General features: G+C 36.5%; 16 protein-coding genes. 13 read left to right on the top strand and 3 right to left on the bottom strand.

Annotated features, from left to right (window positions below):
* Window positions 1–280 precede the first annotated feature (280 nt).
* From obgE to rsfS, 5 genes are all read left to right on the top strand, one after another.
* Window positions 281–1,570 carry a GTPase ObgE gene (gene obgE, locus FYJ25_RS05790; protein ID WP_147608750.1) on the top strand — a complete coding sequence of 430 codons (1,290 nt, stop codon included), beginning with the start codon at window positions 281–283 and terminating at the stop codon, window positions 1,568–1,570.
* Between the two features lie 76 nt (window positions 1,571–1,646).
* Window positions 1,647–1,934: a ribosome assembly RNA-binding protein YhbY gene (yhbY, locus tag FYJ25_RS05785; protein ID WP_154580770.1), complete on the top strand. Its 288-nt coding sequence runs from the start codon at window positions 1,647–1,649 to the stop codon at window positions 1,932–1,934.
* Window positions 1,935–1,952: 18 nt separating this feature from the next.
* A complete protein-coding gene (gene nadD, locus FYJ25_RS05780; protein ID WP_021907475.1) occupies window positions 1,953–2,594 on the top strand; it encodes a nicotinate-nucleotide adenylyltransferase in 642 nt (213 codons plus the stop codon).
* Between the two features lie 4 nt (window positions 2,595–2,598).
* Entirely contained in the window at window positions 2,599–3,168 is a 570-nt protein-coding gene (gene yqeK, locus FYJ25_RS05775; protein WP_021907476.1) for a bis(5'-nucleosyl)-tetraphosphatase (symmetrical) YqeK, read from the top strand.
* A gap of 2 nt (window positions 3,169–3,170) precedes the next feature.
* Window positions 3,171–3,524 carry a ribosome silencing factor gene (gene rsfS, locus FYJ25_RS05770; protein ID WP_096240312.1) on the top strand — a complete coding sequence of 118 codons (354 nt, stop codon included), beginning with the start codon at window positions 3,171–3,173 and terminating at the stop codon, window positions 3,522–3,524.
* Between the two features lie 119 nt (window positions 3,525–3,643).
* On the opposite strand, the gene lexA is transcribed toward rsfS, so the two are convergent.
* The 3 genes from lexA to FYJ25_RS05755 all read right to left on the bottom strand — a co-directional run bounded on the left by lexA (window position 3,644) and on the right by FYJ25_RS05755 (window position 6,197).
* Entirely contained in the window at window positions 3,644–4,270 is a 627-nt protein-coding gene (gene lexA, locus FYJ25_RS05765) for a transcriptional repressor LexA (RefSeq protein WP_021907478.1), read from the bottom strand.
* Between the two features lie 98 nt (window positions 4,271–4,368).
* On the bottom strand, window positions 4,369–5,517 hold the full coding sequence (locus FYJ25_RS05760) for a sensor histidine kinase (RefSeq protein ID WP_096240310.1): 1,149 nt from the start codon (window positions 5,515–5,517) through the stop codon (window positions 4,369–4,371).
* Entirely contained in the window at window positions 5,514–6,197 is a 684-nt protein-coding gene (locus FYJ25_RS05755; protein WP_096240308.1) for a response regulator transcription factor, read from the bottom strand. Before FYJ25_RS05755 ends, FYJ25_RS05760 begins: the two co-directional genes overlap by 4 nt.
* A 110-nt stretch (window positions 6,198–6,307) precedes the next feature.
* Here FYJ25_RS05755 and FYJ25_RS05750 point away from each other — a divergent pair, with 110 nt between their 5' ends.
* The 8 genes from FYJ25_RS05750 to FYJ25_RS05715 all read left to right on the top strand — a co-directional run bounded on the left by FYJ25_RS05750 (window position 6,308) and on the right by FYJ25_RS05715 (window position 13,622).
* Complete coding sequence (locus FYJ25_RS05750; protein ID WP_096240306.1) at window positions 6,308–6,451, top strand: CD1871A family CXXC motif-containing protein; 144 nt, start codon at window positions 6,308–6,310, stop codon at window positions 6,449–6,451.
* Complete coding sequence (locus FYJ25_RS05745) at window positions 6,444–7,316, top strand: 4Fe-4S binding protein (protein ID WP_096240304.1); 873 nt, start codon at window positions 6,444–6,446, stop codon at window positions 7,314–7,316. Before FYJ25_RS05750 ends, FYJ25_RS05745 begins: the two co-directional genes overlap by 8 nt.
* Before the next feature lie 17 nt (window positions 7,317–7,333).
* Window positions 7,334–8,227, top strand: a complete 894-nt coding sequence (locus FYJ25_RS05740; protein WP_096240302.1) for a TlpA disulfide reductase family protein — start codon at window positions 7,334–7,336, stop codon at window positions 8,225–8,227.
* Window positions 8,228–8,372: 145 nt separating this feature from the next.
* Entirely contained in the window at window positions 8,373–8,597 is a 225-nt protein-coding gene (locus tag FYJ25_RS05735) for a Lar family restriction alleviation protein (protein WP_021907483.1), read from the top strand.
* A 293-nt stretch (window positions 8,598–8,890) separates the two neighbouring features.
* Window positions 8,891–11,347, top strand: a complete 2,457-nt coding sequence (locus FYJ25_RS05730; RefSeq protein ID WP_096240298.1) for an ATP-binding protein — start codon at window positions 8,891–8,893, stop codon at window positions 11,345–11,347.
* On the top strand, window positions 11,340–11,954 hold the full coding sequence (locus FYJ25_RS05725; protein ID WP_096240297.1) for a response regulator transcription factor: 615 nt from the start codon (window positions 11,340–11,342) through the stop codon (window positions 11,952–11,954). Before FYJ25_RS05730 ends, FYJ25_RS05725 begins: the two co-directional genes overlap by 8 nt.
* 83 nt (window positions 11,955–12,037) lie before the next feature.
* Window positions 12,038–12,829 (top strand): Cof-type HAD-IIB family hydrolase, encoded by a 792-nt coding sequence (locus FYJ25_RS05720; RefSeq protein WP_096240295.1) that lies wholly within the window; start codon window positions 12,038–12,040, stop codon window positions 12,827–12,829.
* Between the two features lie 10 nt (window positions 12,830–12,839).
* Entirely contained in the window at window positions 12,840–13,622 is a 783-nt protein-coding gene (locus FYJ25_RS05715) for an HAD family hydrolase (RefSeq protein WP_096240293.1), read from the top strand.
* Window positions 13,623–14,112: the final 490 nt, after the last annotated feature.

Here is a 14,112-nt window from a genome sequence, read left to right as displayed (position 1 = left end):
AGCGGCTTCAAAGCGTTTTGATTTGAAGCCGCTTTTCTTCTATACTCTTAAATTATATCCGTAGCTATTTGTGATTTTTCGACGGCTTAAATTTATTTGGGCATGCATGTAGAATGTTGGAAGTATTGCATATTTAGCTGCATTATTTCACTATAAATTAAATTTCAATTAGCAGAACTATGTATTTATAATCTGGTTCTGACCAATATTTCAAAATACAACAACAGAAAATATATAGACAACAATATAGATAAAAATATATAGAAAGGATGTGTATGTAATGTTTGCAGATCGTGCGCGCATCTTTATCCGCTCCGGAAAAGGCGGAGATGGACATGTCAGCTTCCGAAGAGAACTTTATGTACCAGACGGCGGTCCGGACGGCGGAGACGGCGGAAAAGGCGGAGATTTAATATTTGTAGTTGACCCTGGATTAAATACACTGGTTGACTACAGACATAAAAGAAAATATTGTGCCGGTGATGGAAAAGAAGGCTCGAAAAAGAAATGTACCGGAGCAAGCGGAGAAGATATGATTTTAAAAGTGCCGGCAGGAACGGTTGTAAAAGATGCAGAAACCGGCAAAGTCATTCTTGATATGGCAAATCGTACGGAACCGGTAGTGCTTTTAAAAGGTGGTCGTGGTGGAAAGGGTAATCAGCATTATGCTACAGCAACAATGCAGGCACCAAAGTACGCACAGCCAGGACAAAGAGCAAAAGAACTGTGGGTTGATTTAGAACTTAAAGTAATTGCAGACGTTGGATTGATTGGATTTCCGAATGTTGGAAAGTCTACGTTTCTTTCTCGTGTAACAAACGCCAAGCCAAAGATTGCCAATTATCATTTTACTACACTTAATCCAAATCTTGGTGTAGTAGACTTAGCAGAAGGAAACGGTTTTGTTATCGCGGATATTCCGGGTATCATTGAAGGTGCTTCAGAAGGTGTTGGTCTTGGATATCAGTTCTTACGTCATATTGAACGTACGAAAGTAATGATTCATCTTGTAGATGCGGCCTCTGTTGAAGGCAGAGATCCGATTGAAGATATCATAGCGATCAATAAAGAATTAGAGGCGTATAATCCGGAACTTGCCAAGCGCCCACAGGTAATCGCAGCCAATAAAATGGATGCGATGCCAGAAGAGGACAGAGAAGTGATCATTGAAATGCTTGAAGAAGCTTTCGCAGACAAAGATATGAAGATTTTCCCGATTTCCGCAGTAAGTGGACAGGGTGTAAAAGAACTTCTTTGGTATGTTAATGATCTTTTAAAAGAATTACCGGAAGAACCGATTGAGTTCGATCAGGAATACTTCTTTGAACTTCAGGAAGATGATGATCAGGAATCTATCGTTGTTAAGATGGAAGAACCGGGCGTATACAGTGTAGAAGGTCCTAAAGTAGAGCGTATGCTTGGATATACGAACTTAGAATCCGAAAAAGGATTTGAATTCTTCCAGAAGTTTATGAAAGAAAACGGTATTTTAGATCGTTTAGAGGAACTGGGAATCGAAGAAGGGGATACCGTACAGTTATATAACCTTGCCTTTGATTATTATAAATAAATACCAATTAAAAAAAGAAAAAATGAAGTAGAAATATAGAAATAGAAAAATAGAAATAGAATAGAAAGGAAATATTATGACAAGCAAACAAAGAGCTTATTTAAAAAGCCTGGCGATGACAATGGACCCTATTTTCCAGATTGGAAAAGCATCTCTTACTCCAGAAGTAATTGAGGGAATCCGCGAAGCAATTGATAAAAGAGAATTAGTAAAAGTATCTGTTTTAAAGAACTGTTTTGATGACACAAGAGAAATTGCAGAAGTTCTTGCAGAAAGAACTCGTTCTGAGGTAGTACAGGTTATCGGTAAAAAGATTGTATTATATAAACCAGCGAAGGAAAACAGTAAAATCGTATTACCATAAAGATACAGGTATGAAGTCATGGCAGATCATAAAAAAATAGGTATTATGGGAGGAACATTTAATCCCATTCATTTTGGACATTTATTGTTGGCAGAAACAGCATTTCATCAATTTCAGCTGGATGAGATTTTGATTATGCCAACGAAAAATCCTTACTATAAAAAGATTTCCAATTCTGTTACGGAAGAGGACAGAGTAGCAATGGCAGAACTTGCGATAGAAGATAACGGGCATTTCCGGCTTTCTAAAGAAGAACTTAACAGAGAGGGTAACACGTATACGGTTGAGACCCTCTCTCACCTTACCGAACGCCATCCGGATTATGAATACTTTTTTATTATGGGGGCAGATTCTCTTTATCATATTGAATCGTGGAAAGAACCGGAACAAATCTTAAAAATGGCTACAATCGTAGTAGCAGGGAGAGCCGGAACAGGGAGTTCTTTAAATAGTCAGATTGAATACATTGAGAATAAATATGATTCAGAAATACACCGTTTAAACTCTCCTGTATTAGAAATCTCATCGAATGATATCCGTAGACGGGTGAGAGATGGTGAGAGTATTCGATATCTTCTTCCTGATAAAGTAGAGCATTATATTTATGAACATGGTCTTTATCAGCCAGACGGTCAGGACGCAGAAAAAAAGGAGCAATAAAGCTATGATGCCAATACAGAAAATAAAAGAAAATTTAAAAAAGAAACTATCTTCAAAGAGATATGAACATACCATTGGTGTGGAATATACCAGTACCTGTCTTGCCATGCGGTATGGTGTAGATATTGAGAAGGCAAGAATTGCAGGTTTACTTCATGATTGTGCCAAATATCTTTCTTCTGAAGATAAGATTTCCAAGTGTGAAAGCTATGGAATTCCTGTTTCAGACTACGAACGAAAGAATCCGGAACTACTTCATGCAAAGCTTGGAGCATGTTTTGCAAATGAAATATATGGTGTGACTGATTCAGAAATACTTTCTGCAATCATTTGGCATACAACAGGCTGTCCGGATATGTCTTTGCTCGATAAGATTGTTTTTATTGCGGATTATATAGAGGCTAATAGAGATAAAGCAGAAGATCTGCCTAAAGTAAGAGAACTGGCATTTAAAGATATTGATGCCTGCCTGCTTCTTATTTTAGAAGATACGATTGCCTACCTTGCCAGAAAGAAAAGCGTGACTGATCCTATGACACAGAAAACATATGATTACTATAAAGAAAGGAATTAATCATGAACGAATCTAAAAAAATGGCTCTTCTTGCTGTAGAAGCATTAGAAGATAAAAAAGCAGAAGATATTACAATTATAGATATCAGCGAAGTATCTGTTCTTGCTGATTATTTTATCATTGCAGATGGTTTAAACCGTAATCAAGTACAGGCTATGGCTGACAGTGCAGAAGAAGCACTTGGCAGAGCAGGATATGATGCAAAGCAGATTGAAGGATACCAGAGTGCAAACTGGATTCTTATGGATTACAAGGATATCATTGTTCATGTATTCAGTAAAGAAGATCGTGCTTTCTATGATTTGGAAAGAATCTGGAGAGATGGAAAACAGATTAGTAAAGAAGATTTACAGTAGAATTAAAAAGAGTTCCCAGGACAGATACTTCTGCAGAGTGGATGTCCTGGGAACTCTTTTTACTTCTTCCTCTATATAATATAAGTGATTATGAGGAAGAAGTAATGAAATTCATAGTATTACTTAAATACACGATATAATCCGATAACCTTACCTACAATAGAGATTGGGGCACCTTGTGGAATAATGATGGGATCCATCGTATCGTTCTCAGGCTGGAGGCGGATGTGATCTTCTTCTTTATAAAATCTCTTTACAGTAACAGAGTCTTCTAATAATGCCACAATAATATCATTATCTGAGGCAGTTGGTGTTTCTTCTACTAAAATAAAATCTCCGTCAAAAATACCTGCATTAATCATGCTTTCGCCCTTTACCTTAAGCATAAATGTCTGCTTGTTGTTTACAAACTCCGGCATGATTGGGAAGTATCCCTGGATATTCTCGATTGCAAGGATTGGTTCGCCTGCTGTGACCGTTCCGACAATAGGTACATTCACAAGTTCTCTTCTTGTCAGGTTAAAATTATCATCTATGATCTCAATTGCTCTTGGTTTCGATGGATCACGTCTGATATATCCATTCTTCTCTAAAGTCTCTAAGTGAGAATGTACAGAAGAAGTAGACTTTAAATGAACTGCTTCACAGATTTCACGAACTGCCGGTGGGTAACCATGGCTTAAAATGGATTGCTTTATATATTCCAGTATCTCTTTCTGCTTTGCACTTATCTTTCCATAGCTCATCAAAATACACTCTCCTTTATAAACATATGTTTTTATAATAATTGTATCATGAGATACTATATAAAACAAGTGTTTTCGAAACTTTATTCGAAAAGGATTTATGAAAAAATCACCTCAAAAGTTGTGCCGGAGTTCGCATTGTCTTTAACGAAAATGCTACCGTCATGTACCCTTACAATTTCATGGACGAGTGCAAGACCAAGACCTACACCGCCAAGTGCCCGGCTTCTGGATTTATCCAGACGGAAAAAGGGTTCAAAGATTCGTTCTTTAAGTTCTTCGGGAATTCCGTTTCCAGTGTCCTCAACAGCGAGATAAATATGTTTGTCTCGCTGTGTTGCTGTTACTGTGACCGTACCACCGGAAATATTATATTTTATAGCATTTTCTACAAGATTATAGACCAGCCGGTAGATAAGTATATCGCTTCCTATTAAAATCACTTTGTCACATTTTCCAGTGAGTCTTATGTCTTTTTCCTGAGCAAGAGGTTCTAAATCGGCAAGGACTTCTTCAATCAGTGCATCTATTTCGATTTCTTCATCTCGTGCTATTGTTTGTAGTTCACTCATATCAAGAAGTGTCCTGACCATTTTGCTGAGCCGCTCTGTCTGTTCGGTAATCATTTTTATAGTCTGTTGTGCAGACGAATCATTGTCCGGATGCTGTGTGGAATTATAAAGATCAATCTGAAGTTGCATAACAGCAAGTGGTGTACGAAGCTCATGCGCAGCATTGGCGGTAAATTGCCGTTGCATTTCAAATGCCTCCGACAAACGTTCAAGCATCTTATTATATGAAGTACTGAGCTGATTCAGTTCTGGAATTTTACTTTCTTCTATTCGAGAATCCGACAGGTTTTGTGCCTGTACTTCTTCAATTTTCTTGGAAAAATCACATAGTGGTTTCAATGCATGACCGCTAATGAAAAAGGTAAGAACACCCCCAAGAAGGGAGAGCAATGTTGAAAATATAAGGCTATTTCTTTTGTAGTCTGCTTTGTTGTTATACACCTGGATTGAAAAATTCTTTGCGAAATTATTCCAGTCTTCATCCGGAATACGGATATAGATTTTATCTGAATTATTTCTACTGTTATTTTCACTTTTGGCATCTACAGTATTTTGCAGGGAGTCGATATAGTAGACTCCATTTTTGTAGATAAATATAGTAAGGCATCCACATATTATTGCAATCAGTAACGTTGTTATAATAGTGAGTCTCCACTGAAGTGATATTTTTTTCATGATACAGCCTCCACGAGCTTATAACCTTCCCCTATTTTGTTTACGATGGGGTCATAACCAAGCACAACTTTAAACTTTTTTCTAAGAGAAGACATATGTACCCGGATAGATCCACTAAAACTGTCTACAGATGCATCCCAGACATGTTCAATAAGTTCTTCCTGGCTGACAGGTCTGCCTTGATTAAGAAGTAAATATTCTAAAATCCCATTTTCTTTTCTGGTTAAAGATACAAGCGTCTCTTTCGCATATGCTTCCCGTTTTTTCGTATCAAACTTGATCTCTCCACAATGCAGACAAATGTCTTTTTGTATAAATTTACGTCTTGTCAGACTTCGGATACGGGCTTCTAATTCCTGCAAATGAAAAGGTTTTTCCATATAATCATTAGCCCCGGCATCTAAGCCTTCAACCTTATCCACAATCTGGCTTCTTGCAGATAAAATGAGAACCTTTGTTTCTTCGTTTTCCTTTCGGAGTTCTTTTAGAATATCCATACCATCTGTGCCGGGCAGATTAAGATCAAGCACGATTAGATCATAGTTCTCTGCCAAAATATAATCAAGTGCCTCATCACCATCATAGCAGGTATCTACTTCATAACCTGCCTGGTACAGAGTTTTTGCGATGGTATCACATAATTTCTTTTCATCCTCAACAATTAATAATCTCAAAATAATCTCTCCATTCGCTTAACAGAAATTTTACATCATCTATTGTATAATACAAAAGTCAGCAGGTCAACAAAGACAAATAGAATACTACATAGCATAAGAAAGGAGTAATACTAATCTTGAAATACAGGAAAATATCACAGTTTATTTTACTTATCGCTGGTGTGAGCATGATGGGCTACGGCGCTGTTAGAGGCGAAGCTACGGTTGTGCTTAGTAAAGCAATAAAATTATGTCTGGAGTGTGTAGGAATTGGATAAAAAAACAAATGTAATATCAAAAAAAATAGCCAGGTTACGTGGCTGGATACAGGCAGCTGCCACATTACTTACCAATATACATATCCCTAATCTATTTAAGGGAAGAATATATCAGGGAAATGCAAAAACAGTATGTGTGCCAGGATTGAATTGTTATTCCTGTCCTGCGGCAGCAGGTGCCTGTCCAATCGGAGCTTTTCAGGCAGTCGTAGGTTCATCAAAGTTTAAATTTACGTACTATATAACAGGATTTTTCATTTTACTTGGTGTAGTCTTCGGGAGATTTATATGTGGGTTCTTGTGTCCATTTGGGTGGTTTCAGGATTTACTTCATAAAATTCCGGGGAAAAAGTTTTCTACAGAAAAGCTCAAGCCTCTAAGGTATCTTAAATATATAATTCTTTTAGTTTTTGTTATACTTCTTCCGGTAGTTGTAACAAATTCTATTGGAATGGGAGATCCGTTCTTCTGTAAATATATTTGTCCTCAGGGAGTTTTAGAAGGAGCGATACCTCTGTCGCTTGGAAATGCTGCCATTCGCTCAGCGCTTGGAAAACTGTTTTCTTTTAAATTGATTATTTTAATCACAGTAATCATGCTTAGCATTCTGTTTTACAGACCATTTTGTAAATGGATCTGTCCGCTTGGCGCAATTTATTCTTTATTCAATAAGATATCTTTTCTTAGCATTAAGATTGAGGATGAGAAATGTGTCGGATGCCATCAATGTACAAAAGCATGCAAAATGGATGTTAACGTCATAAAGACTCCAAATCATCCGGAATGTATACGATGCGGAGCCTGCATGAAAGCTTGTCCTAAAGATGCGATTCACTATCAGTTTATAAAATTTAATGACAAATAAAAAGGAGGTTTTTTACCATGAAAACAAGAAAAACTATCATTATGATCCTTACACTTTGTGTAGCATTATCATTTACTGCATGTACAGGAAAGGGGGATTCGGGAAAAGCAGATTCTGCATCTGTGTCAGAAGGGACAGATAAGACAGAAGACCTGCAGGCAAAACTGGATGATTTATATCAACAGGAAAACCAGATTTTTGAAAAACACAAAGATGTCTGGGAAAAAGTATTTAGCAAGATGTCCAAAACAGATGCCGGTTCAGGTGACTATGCCGATTATCTTGCTTCTACGGTGGAAGCAAACAAAAAGTCTTTTACGGATGATGAATTGAAAACATTAAAAGAAGATATAGAGACAATCCGGGGAATAGAAGAACAGATAACGGAAGTCGAAAACAAACTGGATGCATCAGGTGCTTCCGAATCCGAAGATGATGATATAATCGCATTCAATAATATTTCAGGAAAAGATTTTGATGGAAATGATGTTGATGAAAGTCTTTTTTCTAAAAATGCAGTAACGGTTATGAATTTCTGGTTTACAGGATGTAAGCCTTGTGTAGCAGAATTGTCAAAGCTTAATGAATTAAATGATGCGATCAAGTCAATGGGAGGGGAAGTTGTAGGAGTGAATACCGATACTTTTGACGGAAAGGAATCTACAATAAAAGAAGCGAAGAAAATTCTTGAAAGCCAAGGTGCAAAATATCGTAATTTCGCACTGGATGCTAATTCAGATGCAGGCAAATATGCCTCTGAGATTATGGCATTTCCGACAACAATTCTTGTAGACAGAAAAGGGAATGTTGTAGGTGAGCCAATGGTTGGAGGAATTGATAATCAGGATAACTATGATGCACTTATGAAACAGATTCAGTCTGTAGTAGATGCAGATAGTGCAAATAAATAAGACAAACGCATAACGTAAAGTTAATACCTCATCTACATACTGTTTGTTTTAAAAAAAATTCATTATGCGAATCACATGACAACTGAAAAAAACAGTGTTATAATGTGTTTGAAAAAATAAAAAGAACAACAGAAAGAGGCTAATTATGGATATTGAAGAAATGTTAGAGATTCATGACTGTCCATTATGTGATGGTGGATCATTGTTAGAAGAAGAAAGTGGCTGTGGATATTATGTAATGTGTCTGGATTGTGGATGCCATTCTGTGACCATTGACTTCCACTCGGAAGAAGAACGACTAGAAGCCGCTAAAAAGACAGTAATGTTATGGAATGCCGGAAAGGTAATTTCAAGTCATCCAGGAGAATAGAATATAAAGAAAGGAAATTCTTATAAGTTTGATTTTGCTGCTTATAAGAATTTCTTTTTTTGTAGAAATACCAAGACTGTCCATAATCTTATCAGTGCAAACACATTTTTTATGGTAAAATATGATTGATATCAGGGTTAAAAGATCAAAGCTCCGTTCGTGCGTGAACGATAAGGTGTTTGACGTTGGAATCCGCGAAATATGAGAAAGCAGAGATTTACGTAGTAATTCGTGACATCATATAATTATAAGGATAGATATAGAACTATAAAAATATAAAAAAGGAATAGACTATGGATAGAAAAAGATTATTTGAAATTGGAAAAGTACTTTATCAGTCGAATCTGCCCTTTCGAGTGAGGTTATTTAATGTCTTGGCATCGCTTGGGTGTATCATCAGCCTTTGTAATGGAGTTTTTTCGTATTTAAACAATGGAGATAAGCGGATACTTATTATAAATGCAGGAATTGCAGTTCTTTCGCTCATGCTTCTTTTTTACGCATATTACAGGAAGAAATATCAAAGATGTTATTTTATAACGATAGTTGTAATTTTTATGATTTTATTTCCGTTTATGTTTTTTAAGAGTGGGGGATATAAAGGAGGAATGCCGTCCTTTTATATTTTCGGAGTTTTATTTACTGTTTTTATGTTAGAAGGCTGGCTGATGTTTTTCAGTGTTTTACTGGAGCTGGTTATTTATATTGCTACGATGGGAATCGCCTATTATTACCCTGTCTGTGTTAGCTGGTTTCATTCAGAAAAAGAAATTGTAGCTGATGTATTGACCGGTGTTGTTGTAGCGAGTGTATCTTTAGGCGCTGCAATGTATTTTCATTTTCGTATTTATAGAAAACAGCAGATTTTTCTTACGCAGGCAAGGGAAGAAGCGATGGAAGCAAACCAGGCGAAAAGTATCTTTCTTGCAAATATGAGTCATGAGATCCGAACACCAATCAATGTAATGCTTGGGATGAATGAAATGATTTTAAGGGAATCTGCCTCAAAAGAAATTGTTCAGTATGCAGAAAGTGTGGAGAAGGCAGGCCGATATTTATTATCACTTATCAATAACATATTGGATATTACCAGAATTGAATCAGGAAAGCTGGATATTACAGAAGAAAAGTTTGAGTTAAGACAGCTTATACAGGAAATATGGATGATTGGAACGAAGCAGGCAGAGGCAAAAAAAATAGATTTTGTTATTGAAGCGGAAGAAGAACTGCCGAAGTATTTGACAGGAGATGTGTTACATACGAAGCAGGTTATCTTAAATTTAATAAGCAATGCTGTAAAATATACGGAAGAAGGACGGGTTACATTAGAAATTAATGCAAGCGGAGACCAAATCATTTTTTCAGTAAAAGATACAGGAATCGGGATTCGAAAAGAGGATATGGACACACTATTTGATATGTTTACACGTGTGGATATGAAGCGGCACAGAAATATTGAGGGAAGCGGTTTAGGACTTACGATAGCAAAAGAACTTTGTGAACAGATGGGAGGACAGATTTATGCAGAGAGTATCTACGGGAAAGGAAGCCGATTTACAGTATGTCTGCCGCTAAAAAGTACAGGAGAAGAGAAAATCGGGAAGTGGAATTTCGAAGAAAGTAAAAAGGTATCGGAAGACCGAAAACGATTTTTTGCACCGAAAGCGAAGGTTTTGATCGTGGATGACAGCCAGCAGAATCTTCAGGTGCTTGCATCTCTTTTGCAAAGAACGAGTATGCAGTTAGATAAAGCAGGTAGTGGATTAGAATGTATCGAAAAAGTTAGAAGCAAAAAATATCACTTGATTTTTCTTGATTATATGATGCCAGAGATGGATGGAATGGAAACATTTCACAAGTTGAGAGAGGAGGAAAATGGACAGGAAGTGCCGATAATCGCTATTACTGCTGATGTTTCTACAGGTATTCGACAGAAATTTCTTTCAGAAGGTTTTGCGGATTATCTTTCAAAACCGGTTATGTGGGATAGACTAGAGGAGATATTGCTGCAATTCATTCCTGCAAATTTGATTTCAAGAGAAAAGGATGCAAGGGAAGAATGGAAAATAGAGGAAAAACAGATTTTAGAATTGAAACAGAAGATGAAACAATGGGATATTGAACTTTCAGAGGGATTACGTTTGCTAAGTGGGAGTATTTCGCAATATAGAAGGTTAGCAGAACTGTTTGTGGAATACTATGTGCCCAATAAAGAACAGTTAATTCAGAGTTTCGAGAGATTGCAGCAGACGCAAAATGAAATAAAAAATATGACAGGATTGCTTCATACTTTAAAAAGTAATGCCAGGGCTATAGGTGCAATAGAACTTTATGAATTATCTTTTACAATGGAGAAAAAAGGAAAGCTCCAAGATGTGAACTACATAAATAAAGCAATCCCCCTTTTATTTTTTGAGTGGGAGCGGGTGGTACAGGGCATATGCTTTTTTATCAAATATACAGAACCGTTTCTTTTAAAAAATAGCGCAAAGGATAGTCCAAAGCAGGCTGAAGGAGATGGTTGCAATGAAGGTTTTGAGAAAAAATATAAAGAAGCAAAGAAAAAGCTTCTTTGTGCGATTGGAAGATATCAGGGAAAATACGCAGAAGAACAGATAGAAATATTATTATCTTTAGAAAAGGATGCAGACCAAAGAAAACAATTGGAAAAGATACAGAAATCCGTTCGGAATTTAGAGTTTGATGAAGCGGAACAGCTTATGGAAGAATGGGAGAAAGGCTATGATTAAAAAAAGCATATTGATTATAGACGATGATATTATTTTATTAAAAACTGCCGAAGAAATACTTTCTGATTTATACAGTGTCAGTGTGGCAAAAGGAGGAAAGCAGGGAATTACGTTATTAAAAAAGGGGATTATTCCCAATTTGATATTGCTTGATATTGCTATGCCGGAAATGGATGGATATATGACGTTAGAAAAGATAAAAGGAATTCCAGGATGTGAAGAAGTACCGGTTATTTTTCTTACAGGATTTTCAGAATCGGATTATGAAGTAAAAGGGTTAAAAGCAGGGGCAACAGACTATATTGTGAAGCCTTTTGCCAAAGAGGTTCTTCTTGCGAGAGTAGAGATGCATCTTGCAAGAAGTGCGCAAAATTCACGAAAGACTGTTATAGATACGCAAATTCAGGAAAACAGAAAGAGAATACAGGAAAAACTAACACCAGTTGAATGGAAAGTTGCCCTGGCTGTTGCACAGGGAATGGAAAATAAGGAGATTGCCGAGCAGATGAATTATTCCTATGGATATATCAAAAATGTGATTACACGCATTTTTTTAAAACTGGACATAGAGAAGAGGAGAGAGTTGCGGAAATTACTCATAGGATAATTTCTACTTGACAGGAAAACAAAAAGCTGTAAAATAATAGGAGTGTTGTGTAAAAAATCAGAAGAATATACCAGGAGAAATATATGAAAAAAGATGCTGCAAAAGATATAAAAATAGCCTTTTTTGATGTGGATGGAACTTTAGTTGACATGGAGAAGAAGATAATTTCTCCTAAGATGATCGAGACATTAAAGCGATTGAAAAAGAATGGAATTATTTTATGTATTGCGACAGGACGAGGTCCATATATGGTTCCGACTTTTCCGGGAATTGATTTTGATGTCTTTTTAGCTTTTAACGCATCTTATTGTTATACAAAAGATGAAGTTATTTTTGAAAATCCAATATTAATTGAAGATGTGAGGAAAATTGTTGCAAATGCTGCCGCAATTAATCGTCCGATTTCTGTTGCAAACGTAGAAGGATGTGCTGCGAACGGCTGTGATAAAGACTTGGCGGATTACTTTGCTATCGGAAAGCAAAAGGTAAAGGTAGCGGATGATTTTGAAAAAATCATGAATGGGAAGGTATATCAGCTCATGGTTGGCTGTGGTAAGGAAGAGTATGAAGCACTGTTAAAAGATGTAGATGGTGCAAGAATTACTGCCTGGTGGCCACGAGCAGCAGATATTACACCGGCAAAAGGAAATAAAGGCGTTGGCGTAGAAAAAGTTTTAGAATATTATCACTTGAAAAAAGAGAATGCGATTGCATTTGGTGATGGTTCAAACGATATCGAAATGCTGCAGGCAGCAGGGATTGGTGTTGCGATGGGCAATGCGACAGAAGATGTGAAGGCAGCGGCAGATGTCATTTGCGGGGATGTTACGGAAGAGGGAATTTATTATTATTGTATAGAACATGGTTTGATTTAAGGAGAACAGAATGAACATAAAATTAGTTGCACTGGACATGGATGGAACATTACTTAACAGTAAAAAGGAAAAACCGGCAGAATTTATTCCATGGGTAGAAAAGCATCCGGAAATAAAAGTAGTGATTGCTAGTGGAAGACAGTATTATACTTTAGAAAAAGACTTTATGGAAATCAGAGACAAGCTTACTTTCATTGCAGAAAATGGTGGTCTTGTATTTGAAAAAGGTGAGGTCATTTTTAAAGATGAAATGGATAAGCAGGATGTATTAAACTGTATTGACCTGATTGAAAAAGTTCCTTATGCAACAGCAGTTGTCTGTGGGGCGAAGTCAGCATATGTCACAGAACCAGACGAGGAGATCCGTTATAACGTAGAAATGTATTATGAGCGTAAAACAATCGTGAAGGACTTAAGGGAAGCTGTGAAAAATGATGCAATCGTAAAAGTAGCTGTTTATTTTAAGAAAGAAAAAGCAGAAGAATCCATGAAATATTTTGAAAATGTCGGTAAAAATCTGAGTACGGTTTTATCCGGTGCAAGCTGGATAGACATTGCAAACAAGACAGAAGGAAAAGGAAATGCAGTAAAAGCAATCTGTGAAAAATATAGTATCGCACGTGAAGAGGCAATGGCATTTGGTGATTATTTAAACGATATGTCTTTGTTAGAAAGCTGTGGTGAAAGTTACTGTATGAAGAATGGACATCCGACTTTGAAATCATTGGCAAAGTATGTAACAGAAAAGACAAACGATGAAAATGGAGTAATGGAAGTATTGAAGAATCTTTGATTTTTGTTTGCTTAACAAATAAAGAAAGGGATTTTCTCTTGTAGATTGAAAAACAGATAAATAATAGAAAACCTGAAAATTATAATATATAAAACTGTATTACAGAGCTTTATGAAGAATGTTTTATTACATTCATCGGCTCCGCACTATAGTTTTGTATATTATAATTTTCAGGTTTTTTGTTTTTTTAAGAGATAAAAAGTTGTTTGAATAAAGGGAGAAGTTTTGAAAAAGCTATTGACATTTTGGTAAGTTAAAACTAACATAAAATAGTATAAAGATAGTAATATTAGTCTAAACGTATAAAAGATAATTTATACTAACTTATATTCAAGTCGAGCAGCCGCGAGACTTGGCGCGTGATTTTGGTCAGCGTAAGCTGACATATTCTTTACAGAATCACTGCGCATCCTCGCGGAGCGTTTATCTCAGTCGGAGATTGGACTCCCACTGAGACAAATTTGCTGTCACTCACCACCTGAAAGAGGTG

This window comes from Anaerobutyricum soehngenii, assembly GCF_009697165.1.
GTDB lineage: Bacteria > Bacillota > Clostridia > Lachnospirales > Lachnospiraceae > Anaerobutyricum > Anaerobutyricum soehngenii.
The sequence above is the reverse complement of the archived record's forward strand: the minus strand, read 5'-3'. Positions and strand labels throughout refer to the sequence as shown.

Coding starts and splice junctions, on each gene's coding strand:
- obgE (WP_147608750.1), top strand. CDS start 281: ATGTTTGCAGATCGTGCGCGCATCTTTATCCGCTCCGGAAAAGGCGGA.
- yhbY (WP_154580770.1), top strand. CDS start 1,647: ATGACAAGCAAACAAAGAGCTTATTTAAAAAGCCTGGCGATGACAATG.
- nadD (WP_021907475.1), top strand. CDS start 1,953: ATGGCAGATCATAAAAAAATAGGTATTATGGGAGGAACATTTAATCCC.
- yqeK (WP_021907476.1), top strand. CDS start 2,599: ATGATGCCAATACAGAAAATAAAAGAAAATTTAAAAAAGAAACTATCT.
- rsfS (WP_096240312.1), top strand. CDS start 3,171: ATGAACGAATCTAAAAAAATGGCTCTTCTTGCTGTAGAAGCATTAGAA.
- lexA (WP_021907478.1), bottom strand. CDS start 4,270: ATGAGCTATGGAAAGATAAGTGCAAAGCAGAAAGAGATACTGGAATAT.
- FYJ25_RS05760 (WP_096240310.1), bottom strand. CDS start 5,517: ATGAAAAAAATATCACTTCAGTGGAGACTCACTATTATAACAACGTTA.
- FYJ25_RS05740 (WP_096240302.1), top strand. CDS start 7,334: ATGAAAACAAGAAAAACTATCATTATGATCCTTACACTTTGTGTAGCA.
- FYJ25_RS05735 (WP_021907483.1), top strand. CDS start 8,373: ATGGATATTGAAGAAATGTTAGAGATTCATGACTGTCCATTATGTGAT.
- FYJ25_RS05730 (WP_096240298.1), top strand. CDS start 8,891: ATGGATAGAAAAAGATTATTTGAAATTGGAAAAGTACTTTATCAGTCG.
- FYJ25_RS05725 (WP_096240297.1), top strand. CDS start 11,340: ATGATTAAAAAAAGCATATTGATTATAGACGATGATATTATTTTATTA.
- FYJ25_RS05720 (WP_096240295.1), top strand. CDS start 12,038: ATGAAAAAAGATGCTGCAAAAGATATAAAAATAGCCTTTTTTGATGTG.
- FYJ25_RS05715 (WP_096240293.1), top strand. CDS start 12,840: ATGAACATAAAATTAGTTGCACTGGACATGGATGGAACATTACTTAAC.